We start from the raw sequence: 19,201 nt of genomic DNA, 5'->3' as shown, positions 1-19,201 counted from the left end.
CTTTTCGCCTGAATATTTTGATGATAAAGATTTGAATGGTATGATAAAACGTTAATATATAGTTGTTTAATGGATAAATGAACGGATAATCGGGAATTATATAAAGATAGTTTGAAAATGAAATTAGTCAAACGTTTGACTAATTCAGGGGAAATACCTAACTTTGCCGCCGAAACGAAACAAGTAAAAAGAGTATAGAAAATGAGAGAAGGAGCAGAGTTTAGAGAACTCATGTTGCAGATTGTTCGTACCCGTATGGCTTTCCGCCGGTCTATGCAACGGACATTGAGAAAAAATAATGCGGGTATTACGTTTGAGATGCTTCAGGTATTGAGTAGCTTATGGCATGAGCAGGGAATTAGTCAGCAGATATTGGCGGAACGCATAGCAAAAGATAAGGCATGTCTCACCAATTTGATGAATAATCTGGAAAAGAAAGGGTATGTTTACCGGAGAGAAGATCCTGCCGACCGTCGTAATAAACTGGTGTTCCTGACCCCCGAAGGGGAAGAATTTAAAGAACAGATTCGTCCGATTCTCGATCAGGTCTATGTATACGCAGAAAAGATTATTGGTATAGAAAGCATTGAGACTATGTTGTCTGAATTAAAGAGTGTATACGATGTACTTGAAAATGTATAAGAAGTATGGGGCTGTTTTATCTTGCCTGTTTTTGGCTACTCAATCCATAAATGCACAAACAGATTCTTTGTTTCTCACTATCGATCAGCTTTTTGAACGGGGAGTACGGCATAGTCTGCAACTTCAGGCGGATGTAATGAAAGAATCCATGGCACAGGAGCGGATACGGACCGCACGGTCTGCGCAGTTACCGGAACTGCAGATCGGGCTGAAAGGGGGATTTGTAGGGCAGCCTGTTGTTTGGGAACGGGGATTATCCGATCCTTCATATCCGGAAGCACCGGACTGGTCACAAAATTATGCGATTGATCTGGCACAGCCTCTCTATCAGGGTGGTAAAATCCGAAGTGCTATTCATAAGGCGGATATAGAAAAACAAGTTGCCGAACTACAAACGTTAACTGATGAGGCAGAAATAAAGTTACGGTTACTCAATCAGTATATGAACCTGTTTAGTCTATTCAAGCAGCATGAAATATTGATGCGGAATATTGAGGAGTCGGAACTCCGGTTACGCGATATCCGACGGATGAAAAAAGAGGGGCTGATAACCAATAATGATGTATTACGGAGCGAAATGCAGTTGACTAATGACCGCCTGTCTTTGGAGGAAGCGGAAAATAGCATTGCGCTTGTATCGCAGCAACTCAATATCTTGTTGGGGCAGGATGAGAACTTGTTATTACAACCGGATACAACCATTCTCTATCAGGCAGTTGCTTTGCAGTCCTATGATGACTATATTGTTCAGGCGTATGAGAATGATCCGGCGATGAGGCTGCTTCGCGCACAGACAGAATTGGCAAGGAATGAAATCCGTTCTGCCCAATCCTTTTCTCTTCCCAGTGTGTCACTGTATGCATCGAATACATTGGCACGTCCCGTTTCACGCACATTGGCGGATATGTATAACAATAACTGGAATGTGGGCGTATCGGTTTCCTATCCTTTATCCTCACTGTACAAGAACAATCATAAAGTAAAAGAGAGCAAACTGATGGTGTCTTTGCGGAAGAATGAAGAAGAACAGAAAATGCAGGGAATCCGCATGGATGTACGTTCTGCATTTCTACGCCACAGGGAAGCATTGCAGAGGGTAGAGGCTCTAAAACTGTCTGTCCGGCAAGCGGAAGAGAATTACCGTATTATGCAGAATCGTTATTTGAATCAACTGGCTATCCTGACTGATTTGCTTGATGCGAATTCCGTCCGTTTGAATGTGGAATTGCAGCTGGTCACTGCACGCACTCGTGTGATTTATACTTATTATCAACTTCAGAAGGCTAGTGGACGTCTTTAATAAACAGAACAGATATGGCAATTGAATGGAAAGAAAAACAGAGGAAACTGAAAAAAGTAAGAGTTCGTAATATCGTTTTAAATTTAGTATGTGTCTGTTTGGCTGTCTCCGGACTTTGGTGGACTGCTAATTACTTCTGGCGTTATGTGAATTACGAAGTGACTAATGATGCTTTTGTAGATCAATATGTAGCTCCTTTGAATGTCCGGGCTTCGGGTTATATCAAGGAGGTTCGTTTTAAGGAACATCAATATGTCCATCAGGGAGATACTCTGCTGGTGCTTGACAATCGTGAATATCAGATTAAGGTAAAGGAAGCGGAAGCTGCATTGTTGGATGCACATGGCTCGCAGGATGTTCTTCACTCGGGTATTGAAACTTCCCATACGAATATTGCCGTGCAGGATGCCAACATCGCCGAAGCGAAAGCGAAACTCTGGCAATTAGAACAGGATTATCATCGTTTTGAACGTTTGTTGAAAGAAGAATCTGTTCCGGAACAGCAGTATGAGCAAGCGAAAGCTGCTTATGAGGCAGCAAAGGCACGTTATCAGGCATTGGTTGCACAGAGACAGGCGGCATTATCGCAATATGCGGAAACAAGTAAGAAAACAACTGGCACAGAGGCTGCCATTTTGCGTAAAGAAGCAGACTTGGATTTGGCTAAGCTGAATCTGTCTTATACGGTTCTCGCTGCTCCTTATGATGGATATATGGGCAGGCGTACGCTTGAATCCGGTCAATATGTACAGACCGGACAGACTATTTCTTATCTGGTGCGCAATAAGGATAAGTGGATTACCGCTAATTATAAAGAAACGCAGATTGCTAATATTCATATTGGGCAGCAGGTACGTATTAAAGTAGATGCAGTGCCCGGAAAGATTTTTCACGGGGAAGTCACTGCAATTTCCGAGGCAACCGGGTCTAAATATTCCTTGGTTCCTACAGATAATTCGGCCGGCAATTTTGTAAAGGTGCAGCAGCGAATCCCTGTGCGTATCGACTTGGAAGATGTTTCTCCGGAAGAAATGGCACAGTTGAGAGCTGGGATGATGGTGGAAACAGAAGCTTTACGCAAATGATTACCATGAAGGAATTGGAGGCACCTGTTCGCCAATGGGTGCCCGATTGGCTTGGGCTTATCAGCATTTTCATCGTGATTCTTCCGGTCACTATGCTCAATGGCTCGTATACAGGCAGTATGCTGGAAGTGTCGAACACGCTGGGTACTAATTCGGAAGATATTACGATGGGGTATTACGCTGCTTCGGCGGGTATGGCTATCGCATACCCGATTATTCCTAAGGTGTTGGCAGCCTTTTCCGTGAAATCTCTGTTATTGATTGATTTAGTACTGCAATTCTTCTTGAGTTGGGTTTGTGCACGTACGCAAAACGCGGATATTTTGATTGTCTGTAGTTTTGCTGTCGGTTTCCTGAAAGGGTTTCTCATGTTGTGGTTTATTCGTTATGCCCAGAAGATTTTCAGTCCGAAGAATGTGCGTAGCGAGTTCTATTCTTATTTTTATCCGTTGGTTTACGGTGGGGGACAAGTTTCGATGCTGGTAACGGCTTTACTGGCGTATCATTATAACTGGAAGTATATGTACTACTTTATGATGGTATTGATCTTGATTTCCATTCTGTTTGTTATCATCTGTTTCCGGCACAACCGTCCCAACAAAGTTGTCGCATGGTCTGATCTGCATATCCGTGAGATGTTTGTTATTTCAGCCGGGTTGCTGATGTTGATGTACGTTATCAATTATGGAAAAGTGCTCGATTGGATGGCTTCCGGCAAGATATGTATTTATATTGTAATAGCACCTATGCTGATTGCACTGTTCATCTGGTATCAGAGCCATTCGGAGAATCCTTATGTAAGTCTGGCTCCTTTATTCCAGCCCAAAGCGATTGTGGGTTATTTTTATATGATGCTCGTGATGTTTTTCAGTACATCGACCACTTTGCTGACTAACTATCTAACTGTTATTCTGAAAGTAGATACTACGCATACCTATTCTCTTTATATTTATTTGCTTCCGGGATATGTAGTCGGTGCCTTTATCTGTTTTTGGTGGTTTCGCTGGCAACGGTGGCGTTTTCGTTTTCTGATAGCGGGAGGAATGAGTTGCTTTGTGATTTTCTTTGCCATTTTGTATTTTGGCATTTCTCCGGATAGTACGTATGAGATGCTCTACCTGCCTATCTTCTTTCGCGGTTTGGGTATGTTGACTTTGATTATTGCTTTTGCCCTGTTTGCCGTGGAAGACTTGAATCCGAAATACTTGTTGTCGAATGCTTTCTTCCTGATTATTTTCCGTTCCGTGTTGGCACCTATCATGGCAACTTCTTTTTATAGTAATGTACTGTACCGGCTGCAACAAAAATATATGTATTCGTTGTCGGAGACTGTAACTGCTGCTGATCCATTGTCGTCAGCACGCTATAGCCAGTCGCTGAACAGTGCGATGACCCAGGGACATCCGTATGATGAGGCTGCGCAGTTGGCAACCAACTCCTTATATAATACGCTACAACAACAAAGCCTGTTGCTGGCACTGAAAGAGATTCTGGGTTATTTGTTGGTTATATCTGTTGTCATAGCTGTGATTTCCCGTTTTATTCCTTTCCATAAAACAATCCGCGTTACGTTTAAGAAAACAGGCGATGATATGGTATAACAAAAAAAGAGTTGCTATTCTTCACTCAATGATAAGTTGAACGGGATAGCAACTCTATTGTTTTAACAATGTATCTTTTATCTTCGATATATTTGTTGTATCAGATAGCGACCTGTTTACAAGGTTACCCCTGTTTTAAAGATAGCAATTTCGCGATAGCCTTTCTTCTCGTTGTTTACGAATTCACCGCTTGCCACTTTGATGATATAGTCAATGAAGCGTTCACAAGTCTTTTCCATCGGTTCGTTTTCTACGATCACACCGGCGTTGAAGTCAATCCATCCCGGTTTGTTTTTAGCCAGGGTTGAATTGGTGGAAATCTTCATGGTCGGAACAAAAGTGCCGAAAGGAGTACCGCGTCCGGTGGTGAAAAGTACCATGTGGCATCCACTTGCTGCAAGAGTAGTGGCTGCAACCAGGTCATTGCCCGGAGCAGAAAGCAGGTTGAGTCCTTTTTTCTGTAAACGTTCGCCGTAAGGCATTACGCCGGATACATAACTCTTTCCACATTTTTGGGTGCATCCCAGTGCTTTTTCTTCCAGAGTAGAGATACCACCGGCTTTGTTGCCCGGAGAGGGATTTTCGCCGACAGGCTCTCCGTGTGACAGGAAGTATTCTTTGAAGTCATTAATCAGATGGACAGTCTGTTCAAACAGCTCCTCGTTTTTACAACGGTTCATCAGGATTGTTTCTGCACCGAACATTTCCGGAACTTCAGTCAATACGCTTGTGCCTCCCTGTGCAATCAGGAAATCGGAGAACATACCCAACAATGGGTTGGCCGTAATGCCGGAAAAACCGTCAGAACCACCGCACTTCAATCCCACACGAAGTTCGGACAAAGGCACATCGGTACGTTCGTCTTTAGAGGCTTTTGCATACAAATCACGCAGGATTTCCATTCCTTCTTCATATTCGTCGCCTACCTTTTGGGTAACCATGAATTTGACGCGGTCTTCATCAAATTCGCCCAGGAATTCACGGAATATATCCGGCTGGTTATTCTCACATCCCAAGCCTACTGCCAATACAGCGCCTGCATTGGGATGAAGCACCATGTCACGAAGAATCTTTTTCGTATTCTCATGGTCGTCACCAAGTTGCGAGCAACCGTAGTTGTGTGGGAAAGCGACAATGGCATCCACTCCCTTACCTTCGGTTTCGCGACGCAGTCCCTCGGCCAGTTGTCCGATGATACCGTTTACGCAACCTACAGTCGGGATAATCCATATCTCGTTTCTTACACCTACATCACCGTTTTTGCGACGGTAACCTTTGAAAGTAAGATCTTTATGAGGAATATCCAAAGAAACCTGAATCGGGTTGTACGTGTAGTCCAACAATCCGGCAAGGTTGGTTTTGATGTTCGTTTCGTTCATCCAGTCACCCTGTTTCTTTGCCATTCGTGCATGTCCGATCGGGTAACCGTACTTGATTACATTTTCACCTTCCGCAAAATTCTTTAGTGCGAATTTATGTCCGGCAGGAATATCCTCGTTCAATGTAATCTCAATGCCATCTATAGAAAGATGCTCTCCTGCCGGGAGGTTAACAATGGCAACGGCAACGTTGTCGGCAGGATTAATTCTTAAATACTTTGTTTCCATGTAATGTACTTGTAAAGTTGTACTTTGTTGTTATTTGCTATGGTAATAGTCTATTGTCTCTACTGTTAACAGATCAATGGGCATATAGTTGATACGAGTCACTTCTTTCTTGAAAATAAGATGATCGCATAGAGCTTTGATGCCATTGGCTCCTTGCAGTTCCGGCTGCTGGGCGATGAGGAAGGAGATACTTCCTTTTTTCAGGCAGGTGACATTCCGTTCCAGAAGGTCATAGCCTATCAGATTGAAGTCTTTCTTTCCACGGCTTTGCAGGTACTCGCCAACGATGTAGGCTTTAGAGTTGAAAGTGATTCCATTCTTAACCATCGGATAGGTACGGAAGAATTCGTCCAGCATCTCGTTGTCCTCGTCGTTGCGTTCGGCATGCAAGTCAAGTTCCAGTATAGTACAAGACGGATGATGTTCTTTCATGTACTGCCTAAAACCGATTTCTCTGTTCTCCTGCTGATTAGATCCTACAATTCCTTCATGTATTTTACGGAAAATCACAATTTCCTTTTCCTCCCGTGCCAGTAACATCATCATTCGAGCAGCGAAATATCCGCTTTGACGTGAATTCTGACCAAAGAAGGCGAGGGGAGGAACCTCTTTAATGTTGGAATCTATATATATATAAGGTATATCCAGTGCCTGCAACTGATCGGTGAATCCTTTCGTATATTGCGGAGCGGTAGGAGCTACCATCACTCCGTCCGGCTGCAGGGCCAGGATGGCTTCGCTGGCGTTGACGAATGAATGATAATCGTATGGATCGTAATAGTTGATTTTCACCGAAGTATTGAAATCCGAATAGGTTGCAATCGCTTCGTGAATACCGATTTCTACAGCCGTCCAGTATTCGCCTTCCAGATGTTCCGGCAGAAGGCAGATAAACGTATATTTCTTGTTGGAAGCCAGAGCGCTGGCGTACATATTGGGCTGGTAGTCAAGCTGCTTCAGAATTTCTTCTACGCGTTTTTTACTGGCCTCTGATACTCCACTACGTCCGTGAATAACGCGGTCTACTGTTCCCACTGATACATCTGCTAGACGGGCGATGTCTTTGATTCTGATCCTTTCGGGCAATTTATTCATACGATAACCTTTATTTATATAGGTTTTTGTGCTCGCACACAATAATAATCTTAATATTTTCGATACAAATATATAACAATTTTTGTAATTACGAAAATTGTTGTATCTTTGTGCCCGCACACGAAAGGTATGTGATGTTGGTTGTTTTATAGATTAATGCTCATGTAGTCAGTGTGTTAACCCCTAAAATAGGGCTGAAATGATAAATTGAAAGTTCATAATATTAATAACTTAGAATTTAAAACATAAGATTATGGGAAAGAAAGTCGTTACATTAGGCGAAATCATGCTTAGATTATCAACTCCGGGTAATACTCGTTTTGTTCAATCTGATTCTTTTGATGTAGTATATGGTGGTGGTGAAGCTAACGTTGCAGTAAGCTGTGCCAACTACGGACATGACGCTTATTTCGTAACCAAATTACCGAAACACGAAATCGGACAGTCTGCTGTTAACGCATTGCGTAAATATGGCGTAAAGACAGACTTTATTGCTCGTGGTGGCGACCGTGTAGGTATCTACTACTTGGAAACAGGTGCTTCTATGCGTCCTAGCAAGGTTATTTATGACCGTGCTCACTCTGCTATTGCTGAAGCTGACGCTGCTGATTTCGACTTTGATGCAATCATGGAAGGTGCTGACTGGTTCCACTGGTCTGGTATCACTCCGGCTATTTCTGACAAGGCTGCCGAGTTGACTCGTCTGGCTTGTGAAGCTGCAAAACGTCACGGTGTAACTGTTTCTGTTGACTTGAATTTCCGTAAGAAACTGTGGACTAAAGAAAAAGCACAGTCTATCATGAAACCGTTGATGCAGTTTGTAGACGTATGTATCGGTAACGAAGAAGATGCGGAACTTTGCCTGGGCTTCAAACCGGATGCTGACGTTGAAGCTGGTCACACAGATGCTGAAGGTTACAAAGGTATCTTCCAGCAAATGATGAAAGAATTCGGATTCAAATATGTAGTTTCTACTTTGCGCGAATCTTTCTCTGCTACTCACAACGGCTGGAAAGCTATGATCTACAACGGTGAAGAGTTCTATACTTCAAAACGTTATGATATTGATCCGATTATCGACCGTGTAGGTGGTGGCGACTCTTTCTCCGGTGGTATTATCCATGGTTTGATGACTAAACCTAATCAGGGTGCTGCCCTTGAATTTGCAGTTGCTGCATCTGCTTTGAAACATACTATCAATGGTGACTTCAACCTTGTTTCTATAGAAGAAGTAGAAGCATTGGCTGGTGGTGACGCAAGCGGTCGCGTACAGAGATAAGGATATTTACTATTGGACAATTTACTATTTACTATTTAATACTTTTGCCTGATGACAACGGTTGAACTTAAAAATAGGCTGAAGGTATTAGCAATACGTATTATTAGATTGGTAGATAAATTGCCCAATACTCCTGCCGGTAGAGCTATCGGCAATCAGATTATTCGTTCGGGTACATCTCCTGCTGCAAATTATAGGGCAGCGTGTTTGGGAAAGTCGGATAAGGATTTTCTTAATAAATTGAAGATGGTGGAAGAAGAACTGGATGAGACTTTATATTGGCTGGAATTATTAATGGAAGTTCAATTGGTTAAACCAGAATTGATGGCTGACCTATATAAAGAAAATGAGGAGCTTTTAAAAATAATTGTTAGTTCAATAACTACTATGAAAAGTAGGATAAATGATAAATAGCAAAAGTATCAAATAGTAAATTGTAAATAATAAAATAGTAAATAATAAGATGGCAAAATTCGATAAAATAGCCGTATTAAATAAGATCGGCTCTACAGGAATGGTTCCTGTATTCTATCACAAAGACGCAGAAGTTGCAAAGAAAGTAGTAAAGGCTTGTTATGACGGTGGTGTTCGTGCTTTCGAATTCACAAATCGTGGTGACTTTGCACAGGAAGTATTTGCTGAAATCGTTAAGTTCGCAGCAAAAGAATGTCCTGAAATGGCAATTGGTATCGGTTCTATCGTTGATCCGGCTACTGCTGCTATGTACTTGCAACTGGGTGCTAACTTCGTAGTAGGTCCGTTGTTCAACCCTGAAATAGCTAAGGTATGTAACCGTCGTTCGGTTGCTTACACTCCGGGATGCGGTTCTGTATCGGAAGTTGGTTTTGCACAGGAAGTCGGTTGCGATCTTTGCAAAGTATTCCCGGGTGATGTTTATGGAACTAACTTTGTAAAAGGCTTGATGGCTCCGATGCCATGGTCTAAGCTGATGGTAACAGGTGGGGTAGAACCTACTAAGGAAAACCTGACTGCATGGATCAAAGCCGGTGTATTCTGTGTAGGTATGGGCTCTAAACTGTTCCCGAAAGATAAGGTGGCAGCAGAAGACTGGGCTTATGTAACTGCCAAATGTGAAGAAGCTCTCGGTTATATCGCTGAAGCTCGTAAATAAGATTAGAGAGCGAAAGCTTATCTATGATAAAAAGAGGTTGATGCGACAGCCTCTTTAAAATATGCCTCGAGGGTTAGTTAGTTTAGTTAGTATATGAGGCATATTTTCATTTTGTTTAAAGGTGTTTAAAGGGGATAGGCCATCGGAATGAGTGACTCATTTCGGTGGCTTGTTTTTTTATTTCCTTTTTATATGCTGTCGATGTTCGAATATATAAATGGGCAGGAATATTAATAAGAAGCATAGAACACTGATGAGGGGCAGATAACGGTTGTAGAGATACTCTCCCTCTTGGGGAGGAGCACTTAACAAGCATCTTAAGCAATCGCAGTCCATATCCTGACTGTCGTGCTGGCAAAACAAAAAGCAGAAAGTAAAGAGGACGATGCCTAATAACAGGCAGATGATTAGTAGATTTCTGCGATAATATGCATGTCTTTTGTCGGGTTTTGATAAAGAAGAAACCATGTTTTGTTCTGATAGTTATCAATGTAAAATGAAAGAAATAAAGGGCAGACAATGCCTGAATAGGATTGTCCTGCCCGATACTATTGATTATTGGTAGGAAATATACTTATTAATGGTTATTCCGGAACATAAATAATCTCACCGTTATCCAGTTCGTAGGCTATCCCCACTTTTCTTCCTCTTTTTCCTGAATCCTCCTCTTTCTGACCGGAAGGCTTGTAAGTATTGATTTTCTTTCCTTCCTTGGAGATGATTTCCATATTTTCCTTACCAGGGTTCTTCACGATGGTGAAATCTTCCTGTCCGAAAACTTCCGTCATATTCATATGCATCACCATTGCTACCATCAATGCTACGGCAAATACCATCGCCACGTCGAACAGGTTTACTACTACACTTAGCGGGTCGGTATCCTCTTCTTTGAGGAATTTGCTGACTCTTCTATTTCTTTTCATTATTGGACTCTCCGGTTGTTTCGTTTAATACTCTTGATACATAATCGAGGTTGTTGACATCTTTGGCATACCAACGTTGTTTGAACTGCATGGATATCAATCCTACAGCACTAATAACCAAACCCACAACAGTCGTCGCAAATACTACCTGCATATTATATGCCATTCCGGAGATGTCTCCTGTAGAAAGTCCCACAAGTGCCGGACTCATGGAAATCAATGTTCCTATCAATCCGAGAACCGGACCTATCTTAGCCATCATTTTAGAAAGAGACACATCTTTCTCTGCTTCATTCTCGAATTTTGTTATCAGGAAGTCAGAGTAATCTGCACTGGCCGGATGGTAGAGCAGGTCGCGGAGATAGCCCATATATAGTGAATTGTCTTTGTCGGGTAAAGCTGCTTTCAAATCGTCTATCCGTGCATCTTTAATGAGTTGGTCCAGTGCTTTGTCATTTTTACGTTTGGTCATGTACATGTTGTAGGTGCCTCCGATCAAAATCAGTGAGCGAACGAACAGGCACAGCAAAATAATGATATCGGGTATAAGTAAACTGTTTGCTACCCAGAATAATAATTTAGAAATGAGTTCCATATATATTTTTTATTGATTGATTTTACTTCTTTTTTTAAATTCTCTACGTTGTAATAAAGGCCATTTCAGTTTGTTCCAGGCAAATCCGATAAGAAACAGGACAACGAACAGACCGATGGATAAGATAATAGCTTTCCAGTTGAGCGCCTCTTCGGTGGCAGCATAGGTCGTTTTCCCATTGACAGTGGTCAGTAGTCCGAGGATGCAGATGAATAAGCTGACAAGGAAATGAACTTCCAACCGGAGATCGTCTTCGGGTACAAGATACTTCATCAACCGGCTTAACAATGGGATGGCGATAACCACTGTCCCTGCTAGTGACCAGGCTGTCACTGAAAAGTCTACGCCAGGTAACCGGAAGATAGCTTCTGTGAGATAGTAGAATAATACGGGGAAAAGCAACAAGCTGGGATACCAGCGAAGTAATTCCGCCCACCATACATTTTTCTTGCCATAAAGTCCGCGCAGGAAAGCCACGCAATAGCCGAAGCAGAGTGCTGACTCAAGCGTTATGATAATAGCCATGTTTTGCAATGCTTCCGTGTTCTGCAGATAATCAGCAATCTGTGTCTTTGACTGGAGAATAGCATACTGCCAGGTGCCGGCCACAAAAAGACCGGCAATCAGGCTGTATATTACGGTTTGCCAAAGTTTCCAGAAACTGAGTTTGAAACTGCAGTTAATCACGATAAACAGCATTAATATGTGAATGATTAACTCCATATTACATTACTTTTTCCGTTTCTTTTTAAGTATTAGCAACATGACAACAAATGCTACCAGAACAATACCTGCGATAAGGCCTCCATTCAAAGAGTTTTGCTCTTCCTGTGCCCCTTGTACGGCATCGCTCGATTGTTTTTTCAATACCATGCCTCCTTTGGTCGCTTCTCCGTCCAGGGTGGCTTGTTTCATTTGTTTCAGTTCCTTGTTGTAGCTGGCTGCGGTTTGCGCATCTACTTGAGAGGCGATGAACTGCTGTAATTTGGCATTGTCTCCGGTAAATCCGCTGCCCGAAGGACCGAACTGTCTGACAAGGTCTGTATGCAGCTTGGCAATATTGGAGAGTTGCTCCGGAGAGGCTTTCCAATATCCTTTGCGGGCAGTTTCCATCATAACGGCGGTCACTTCCTGTAAAGCTGCGGGATTCTGTTTTTCAAAGAAGTCTTTTACATTCAGTTTGTATTCGTCTTTGACATATACATCATATATGTTATCCCAAAGTTCCTTGTCGATAGCAGTAGGTTTCATCACATTCCAGCCATACGTATTCGTTACAGTCTGGGCAACCTCGCTTGCAGCAGAAGAACCGCCTTTCATTTTCTCTTTGATATAGGTAGGATTCAGAATCGTTGTACGGCTTTCTACACCGACTGCTTCTTTAAGTTCCTGCATTTTCATGTTGTTGCGGTTCCGGTAGTCGCTAAGATAAGCGTCCGGGTCTTTACCCGTAACATTGCGTACGGCAAGATTCATACCTCCCATAAATTCATATACGTGGTCGAGGCTCAATGCTCCCCAAGTGTTGCTTTGGCGGGGCTGAACGACCACATCAGTACTGTTCAATGCTGCTTCAAAAGCAAATTTCTGAAAGACTTCCCAGTGTTTTTCGTCACCGTAGAAGGCTCCCATATTGTTGAGGTAAGTATCTGCAATTTCCGATTCACTTTCCCAACGGTCACCGGCTTCCACCATTCCCTGAATTCCTGTACCATACATGCCATTAGCACCTCCGAATACTCGGAAAGAAGCCATTTCGCGTGCATCTTTCGGACTGACACCTTTTTCGGTCAACACTCTTTCAGCTTCTACCACACTGGCGGCTACCTGATTTTCAAACTTGTCGTCTTTCGCTGCCGCAGCCATTTCTACTGCGCGGTTAATCAGGAAGAGGCGGGAAGCGGCGATATCACGGAGTTGTCCGGAAGTTTGGACTACTACGTCGATACGCGGACGTCCCAGTTCGGCTGAAGGAATCAGTTTTAGATCACTGACACGACCGAATGCGTCACGAACAGGTTCTACTCCCAGCATATACAGTACTTGAGCAATAGTAGCCCCACCGGTTTCTATAAATTCGGAAGACCAGAGAGTATAACTCACTTTACGTGGAATTGAATCATTGTGACGTTGCTTGTAAGTATCAATCGTTTGTTTGGCTAAAGCGATACCTTTTTCCCAAGCGGATTCTGTAGGAGTTGCTTCGGCATTGATAGCATACATATTACGTCCGGTTGGTAAAGCATTCGGATTAGCAATCGGATCACCTCCGGGAGTAGGAGCGGTGTATCCACCTTCCAATGCATTCATCAGACTGCTTAACTCTTCTTCGGGACTTGTCAGAAGTGCGTTCTTGTAGTTGCCTACATTCTTGATTGTACGTTCTACTTCAGTGATGGCAAGTGCCAGTTCGATTTCTTCTTTACTGTATTCTTTCGGAGCTTTTCCCATAGCGGCCATCATGGCAGCCATACCTTGGGGCTTTTCTTTATTAGCTTTCATTCCGGCTTCCATTTTCTTCAATGCTTCCGGACTTGCTCCCATAGACTTAGCCATTTTCATAGCTTTTTCAGGATCTATGTTGGCGCCCATTTTCTTCATAGCCTCTTTCATGCTTTCGGGCATTTGACCATGAGGAGAACCTCCTTTGGAGACAGATGCCGGATGTCCTTTAGCAGCTTTCTTTTCGTCGGATTGTTCACTCTTCGCCGATGCAGCCATCATCATTGCCATCATACCTTTCGGAGCATTGCGGTCTGCCTCTATTTGACGAGCCTTGACTAGTTCCTGTGCGGTGATACCGGCTGTACGACAAATCAGTTCATCTGTGGCTAGTGCAGGATTAGCGAGCAACTTTTCTACCAGATGGCGAGCAGGAGTCAAGTACTGTTGTGTAAAGAGGCTGCGATGCTTGCTAACGGCATCTGTCGCTTTACCACGTTGCTTGTCAAGAGCCAGCAGACTGTATGCGATAGGTTCCGTAGCCATTGCATAGACGGAAGAAGTGATCCGTTCTGCTTCATAAGGAACTCCCATAGTGTAGAGTTGTCCGGTGATTTTTTCGGTAGCCAGTTCTTCTGCGAAGTTTTCTACACGGGCGATTTCATCTTCCGTATATGGCTTGTTAGCAATGCTATCCAAACCTAAATCACGGTGAATTCCCATTTTCACAGTCAGCGTTTTGACAGCTAATGATTCCTGATCTTTATTCTCTTTGTGAGAGTTATTGTAAATCTTGATTTTTTCCATCAGCTCCCGATAAATGCCGCGTACACTGCTTTCAAGGAAAGGCGGAGTGAGGTATGACTGTATGGTGGCATACGAACGGCGTTTAGCCATCATTCCTTCACCAACATTACCAATAGAGTAGATATAGAAGTGCGGAACTGCTCCAACCAGGCGATCCGGCCAGTCGTTGCTGCACAATGCCACTTGTTTTCTGGGAGTAAATTCAAGACTTCCGTGTGTACCGAAATGGATCAGTGCGTCAGCCTTGAAACCATGTTGCATCCACAGATAGGAAGCAATATAAGTATGAGGAGGAGCCATATTAGTGCCATGAATCACTTGGAAGGAGTTGTCTCCGCTTCCGGCTGCATTTTGTGGCATTAAAACTACATTCCCGAATTGCAGACGGGCAATACCCAATTTACCGTCGTTGGTCGCCATATAGTTGCCGGGGAATTCGCCGAAAGCATCCACCACTTCCTGATATTTTTCAGGGCGGAGTGACCCTTTCACCCAACTTTCATATTGATCTTTGGTGATAAGTTCGGGATGCCCTTTTTGCATAAAGTCATTAAAGGCTCCCTCTGCGTAAGAGTTGAACACAGAGCCTTGAGCCTGTATCATTTTACCCAGTTCTTCAGCATTTGCAGGCAGGCCGGATATGTTGTAACCTTCCTGTTTCATGCGGACTAGAAGATTGTATAGGGAAGGAACCACCTCCATACCGGCAGCGGTCAATGCATTTTGCCCCGGACCTTTATAATAGTAGATAGCTACCTTCTTCTCGCTGTTCGGCTTAGTATTCAGATTCAAATAATTGTTGATTGTGGATACGAAAGTTTTCAAGCGTTCGGGTACTGCATACGAATGGCGCAATCCTTCTTCATCCTCATATTGTGCAAAGAGAGCGAAAGGACGGATGGCACCGTCAATTTCCGGAGTCACGATACTTTGTGACATAAATCCTCCTGCCATTCCCATCGGATCTTTCTCCCATTCATCTACCAGACTGTTAATGGTGAGTGGAGCAAACAAGAGGATGTTCTTAGTTTTCAGATAATCCACCATTTTGTCTCCCATGCGTCCGTGTGCCATGTTGATGATTGCGTCGGGCTGCACTTCGTCAATGAACGACATAAATTTCGTCATTGACTGAACCGGATAAACATTGTAACCTTCTTTTTCAAGAGCCTCAATAAGTCCGGTGGCATCAGCCATTTGTCCGGTTATCATGATTTTACGTGCCCCTTCTTTATAAAGACGGTTGTCCTTCATGAATTTCTCATAATCTGCTACGGTGAGGAACTCCAGTTCATCATCCGGGTTGGTGAGTCCGGCGTGATAGAGCATGTCGCTGGGTCTTTCTGCCGGGTCTTCCACTTCCGGTATGGAAGAGATTTTACCGTCAATAGCTTTACGGATATAATTCAGCATATTCCGGTAGTTGGTCTTTCCTCCGTTGGTCAGATAACCTCGTATCAGATTTTGTTGTACACTGTCCAGATTACAAATGTTGTTGGCCGGGTTGGTAGCCATGGAAGTATATACAGGAATACCTTTGTCGGCAGCCTGTTGTATCTGTTGACGTTGTTCCTCAACGATACGCAGACCCATTCCGTTGATGAATACCATGTCGTAACCGGTCAGGCGGTCGAGGTTGTCGAGCGATACTTCACTGAGTTTGATGGATGAATTGTCGTTGGCTTTCGATATACTTCCCTGCTGTATGGTCTGGAAGTTGATGAAAGCAATCTTTGTAGGACTGAACCAGGTATTCCATACGGATATCCCTATCAGAGCTACAGCAACGATGCATACACCTAAGATGATTTTACTTTTCTTTTTCATTTCTCTTATTTTTAGCTTTGTATGTAGTTTTATCTTTTTTATTTTTTGAAGAACCTGTCTACGTCTAATGCAAGTCCGATGGAGAAGTTAGTTCCCCGGGTATAAGGAGAGTTTGCGTCATAATAGCTCGGAACATAATTAAATATGTTGTTGACGGCCATATTCAGGCTGACTCCTTTCCAGATTCCTTGTGTCAGCGTCAGGTTCCACATCGTATATCCCGGATAAGTCACTCCGGTAGTCCCTTCATCCGGATTGTTGCCCACATATTTATTGGTTTCTACTTTGGATAACGCACGTCCGTTCAGGGAAAGATTGAATTGATAATTATCCCATGATTTGCCGTATTCGATACGTGCGGTCGCTGAATGTGGGCGGGTACTGGAGAATTTCATTTGTCCGTCGCGCATAAACTCGTGGAGGTATCCGTAAGAAACACGTATTCCCAGACCACAAGGATATTTGGCGGAGGCGTTGATATCTACACCGGCGATGTCTACTTTCTCTGTATTGATATATAGCTGTGCCCATCTTCCGTCAGTGTCGCGGAATGAAGTCAGGTCGATCCGGTCATTGACAAGGTTGTAATATCCCGAAACGGTAAAATTGTAACGGTTCTTGGTATATTCCGCCGAGAGCGAGAAGTTATGGCTCGTCTCCGATTTCAGGTCGGGATTACCATAAATCATCATGGCATTTGCCATGTCGAAGTTCATATACATTTCTTTAAGGGTAGGAGAGCGGAATCCCTGTGAGTATGAACCACGGAGGGAGCAGTTGGCTATTTTGTACATCAATCCGATGTGCGGAGATATATGACGCACGTTAGATTGTGAGAAATAGTCGAAACGTACCCCGCTGATTACGTTGAAATGTTCGGTCGGGTTCCAGTCGAACTGTCCGAATGCATCTGCCGAGTGCATGGTATAACTTCCATTGTTGGTGAATTGATAAGACAATAGATAGTCACGCATATAATCTCCTCCTACGGTCAGAATGTTTTTATCGTTGAAGGTGTAATTGTAGAGTGCGCGTACGCTATGTTGCACATTGCTGTAATCGCGGACATCGTATTTGTATGAGGTCAGATAATCACTCTTATCATATTGGTCGAATGTATAGGCAACTTCCAGATTACTCATGATGTTGAAATCATAGTTGGCTTTCAGACCTCCGCTGAAATCACGATAACGGTCTTTGCTGTCTCCGGTCTTATCCCGTTCGCGGAAATAATAACCTCCGCGTGCAGTCAGTTTCAACTGTTCAATCGGTCTGCAAACAAGACGTTCTTTCACATTCCATGTGCGGTTTCCGAAGATGGTTGTCACATCTCCTTCCGGTACGTCGTAAGAATCGGACATTGTGTGTTGCACATTCGTCTGGCTGTTGAATTTACCGGCTTTGAAACTGAAAGTTCCGCCATATCGTTGGTCGTTATGTTCACCGAAGCGGCTGTTTACATTTAAATTCCATGGGTCCTCGGAATCACGGGTGATGATGTTGATTACGCCACCTACTGCACTGGAACCATAGAGAGTAGAGGCAGCACCTTTTACAATCTCTACCCGTTCCACGTTGTCGAGGTTCAATCGGTTGTAGTCGACGTTGTTTAAAGTTTCCCCTGCCAGACGTTCACCATCTACCAGAAAGAGTACAGAGTTTCCTCCGAATCCCTGCATATTGATTGAAACCTGCTGATCCATTGAATAGGAAAATTCAATGCCCGGCAGTTCCGATTGTAATAATTGTCCTACGTTGGTTGCATCTACCTTCTTAATATCGTCTGCTGTGATTACACGAGTGATGATAGGAGCATCTTTCAGTAATTTGGGAGTACGTGTACCTGTGACAACCACTGTTCCCAGATCAAACTGATCTTCCGACAAGCGGAAACTTAGTCTTTTCTCTTTCCCTACAGTCAGTCTTTTTTCTTGTGGTTGATAGCCTACATACGAGGCGGTGATGAGGTATGTACCGGTTCCGGGGAGTTGTAATGTATATGTTCCGTCGACGGATGTGACGGTTCCGGTTCCTTTACCTTTGATGGAAATCGTTGCACCGGGGAGAGGTTCCCCTTCTGTATCAGTAACACGTCCGCTGATGTGATAAGTTGAGTGTTGTGCTAATGTGGTGCAAGTTGCTATAAATGAAAAAAGCAATAATGATATTATAAATGTAGGTTTCATTCTTGTTGATTGGTTTCATTGTTGTTGTCCTCGAACTCAAGCGGATACTGGAAATCGAAGTCAATATATCCTTTTATACCTCTGGCATTCATGTAGTTGGTAAAACGGATTGCTGCGTATGTATTGTCTTTCAAACGTATCAAAAAAACTTGGTTTGACATGGTGTATACCGGAGGCATCGTTGCGGTATTAACGTCCAGCCAGCCGGAAAGAACAGCATTACGGTAAGACTCTGTGTAGATAATGTTTCCGTCCATCATGCCCGACATGTCAATGGCTATTTTATCGGTTGTCCATTCATCTTCTACAAAATCTTCCGCTTTAGGCAGTTTACCTGTTGCTTTAAACTCGTCGATACTTGTGTAAGTTGTTTTGTAGGCAGCACCCTCGTTGGTTTTTATATCATAACGATGAATAGCGAAATCCCATTTTTCAGGAATTTGACTCTCATATTCCTCTCCGATTTTAACGGTGCTAACCGTACGCTCCGAAAGGTTAATGTAGGCCCATTCTGTATATTCAACAGTCTTGACTTGTGAAAAGCTATTCTCCTTGATTTCCATCTCCGTTTCGATGGGGGCATCATAAATATTTTCAAATATTCCATTACAAGCAGAGAGCGACATTGCCGCTCCCAGTACTATAGTATATTTGAAAATAGCGTTCCTGCTTCTTTTCAT

The 19,201-nt window shown here is 43.3% G+C and carries 15 protein-coding genes; 7 read left to right on the top strand and 8 right to left on the bottom strand.

The window, feature by feature from the left end:
• The first annotated feature begins 201 nt into the window (after positions 1 to 201).
• The 4 genes from AB3G73_RS06975 to AB3G73_RS06960 are packed head-to-tail and all read left to right on the top strand — an operon-like array spanning position 202 to position 4,628.
• A complete protein-coding gene (locus AB3G73_RS06975) occupies positions 202 to 642 on the top strand; it encodes a MarR family winged helix-turn-helix transcriptional regulator (RefSeq protein WP_148367610.1) in 441 nt (146 codons plus the stop codon).
• Positions 623 to 1,942, top strand: coding sequence for a TolC family protein (locus AB3G73_RS06970; RefSeq protein ID WP_367743996.1), 1,320 nt, complete (start codon positions 623 to 625; stop codon positions 1,940 to 1,942). The genes AB3G73_RS06975 and AB3G73_RS06970 overlap by 20 nt, the downstream gene beginning before the upstream one ends.
• 14 nt (positions 1,943 to 1,956) lie before the next feature.
• A complete protein-coding gene (locus AB3G73_RS06965) occupies positions 1,957 to 3,027 on the top strand; it encodes an HlyD family secretion protein (RefSeq protein WP_367743993.1) in 1,071 nt (356 codons plus the stop codon).
• The gene (locus tag AB3G73_RS06960) at positions 3,024 to 4,628 is read left to right on the top strand and encodes an MFS transporter (RefSeq protein ID WP_367743988.1); all 1,605 of its coding nucleotides are present in this window, start codon (positions 3,024 to 3,026) and stop codon (positions 4,626 to 4,628) included. The genes AB3G73_RS06965 and AB3G73_RS06960 overlap by 4 nt, the downstream gene beginning before the upstream one ends.
• 116 nt (positions 4,629 to 4,744) lie before the next feature.
• Here AB3G73_RS06960 and AB3G73_RS06955 read toward each other — a convergent pair whose 3' ends face one another.
• Both AB3G73_RS06955 and AB3G73_RS06950 read right to left on the bottom strand, forming a co-directional pair.
• A complete protein-coding gene (locus AB3G73_RS06955; RefSeq protein WP_367743986.1) occupies positions 4,745 to 6,235 on the bottom strand; it encodes a UxaA family hydrolase in 1,491 nt (496 codons plus the stop codon).
• 30 nt (positions 6,236 to 6,265) lie between these two features.
• A complete protein-coding gene (locus tag AB3G73_RS06950; RefSeq protein ID WP_008999680.1) occupies positions 6,266 to 7,330 on the bottom strand; it encodes a LacI family DNA-binding transcriptional regulator in 1,065 nt (354 codons plus the stop codon).
• A gap of 253 nt (positions 7,331 to 7,583) precedes the next feature.
• Between AB3G73_RS06950 and AB3G73_RS06945 the strand changes: the two genes are divergently transcribed.
• Genes AB3G73_RS06945 through AB3G73_RS06935 form a run of 3 tightly spaced genes read left to right on the top strand, consistent with a single transcriptional unit; the run spans position 7,584 to position 9,741 of the window.
• Positions 7,584 to 8,609, top strand: a complete 1,026-nt coding sequence (locus AB3G73_RS06945) for a sugar kinase (RefSeq protein WP_004313177.1) — start codon at positions 7,584 to 7,586, stop codon at positions 8,607 to 8,609.
• Positions 8,610 to 8,660: 51 nt separating this feature from the next.
• Positions 8,661 to 9,023 carry a four helix bundle protein gene (locus AB3G73_RS06940; protein ID WP_148367614.1) on the top strand — a complete coding sequence of 121 codons (363 nt, stop codon included), beginning with the start codon at positions 8,661 to 8,663 and terminating at the stop codon, positions 9,021 to 9,023.
• Between the two features lie 49 nt (positions 9,024 to 9,072).
• Complete coding sequence (locus AB3G73_RS06935) at positions 9,073 to 9,741, top strand: bifunctional 4-hydroxy-2-oxoglutarate aldolase/2-dehydro-3-deoxy-phosphogluconate aldolase (RefSeq protein ID WP_004300153.1); 669 nt, start codon at positions 9,073 to 9,075, stop codon at positions 9,739 to 9,741.
• A gap of 584 nt (positions 9,742 to 10,325) precedes the next feature.
• Here AB3G73_RS06935 and AB3G73_RS06930 read toward each other — a convergent pair.
• From AB3G73_RS06930 to AB3G73_RS06905, 6 genes are read right to left on the bottom strand one after another with little or no spacing between them, the layout of a single operon-like run.
• The gene (locus AB3G73_RS06930) at positions 10,326 to 10,664 is read right to left on the bottom strand and encodes a DUF2149 domain-containing protein (RefSeq protein WP_004300151.1); all 339 of its coding nucleotides are present in this window, start codon (positions 10,662 to 10,664) and stop codon (positions 10,326 to 10,328) included.
• Positions 10,651 to 11,259 carry a MotA/TolQ/ExbB proton channel family protein gene (locus AB3G73_RS06925; RefSeq protein WP_148367616.1) on the bottom strand — a complete coding sequence of 203 codons (609 nt, stop codon included), beginning with the start codon at positions 11,257 to 11,259 and terminating at the stop codon, positions 10,651 to 10,653. The genes AB3G73_RS06930 and AB3G73_RS06925 overlap by 14 nt, the downstream gene beginning before the upstream one ends.
• A 9-nt stretch (positions 11,260 to 11,268) precedes the next feature.
• Positions 11,269 to 11,982: a hypothetical protein gene (locus tag AB3G73_RS06920; RefSeq protein ID WP_148367617.1), complete on the bottom strand. Its 714-nt coding sequence runs from the start codon at positions 11,980 to 11,982 to the stop codon at positions 11,269 to 11,271.
• 6 nt (positions 11,983 to 11,988) lie between these two features.
• A complete protein-coding gene (locus AB3G73_RS06915) occupies positions 11,989 to 16,335 on the bottom strand; it encodes a cobaltochelatase subunit CobN (RefSeq protein WP_367743979.1) in 4,347 nt (1,448 codons plus the stop codon).
• Between the two features lie 38 nt (positions 16,336 to 16,373).
• The gene (locus tag AB3G73_RS06910) at positions 16,374 to 18,521 is read right to left on the bottom strand and encodes a TonB-dependent receptor (RefSeq protein WP_367743977.1); all 2,148 of its coding nucleotides are present in this window, start codon (positions 18,519 to 18,521) and stop codon (positions 16,374 to 16,376) included.
• Positions 18,518 to 19,201 carry an HmuY family protein gene (locus AB3G73_RS06905; RefSeq protein ID WP_148367620.1) on the bottom strand — a complete coding sequence of 228 codons (684 nt, stop codon included), beginning with the start codon at positions 19,199 to 19,201 and terminating at the stop codon, positions 18,518 to 18,520. The genes AB3G73_RS06910 and AB3G73_RS06905 overlap by 4 nt, the downstream gene beginning before the upstream one ends.

Source organism: Bacteroides sp. L008 (genome assembly GCF_040812255.1).
Taxonomy (GTDB): Bacteria; Bacteroidota; Bacteroidia; order Bacteroidales; family Bacteroidaceae; genus Bacteroides; species Bacteroides vicugnae.
Note: the sequence above shows the minus strand (reverse complement) of the source record. Positions and strands in the feature narration are given on the sequence as shown.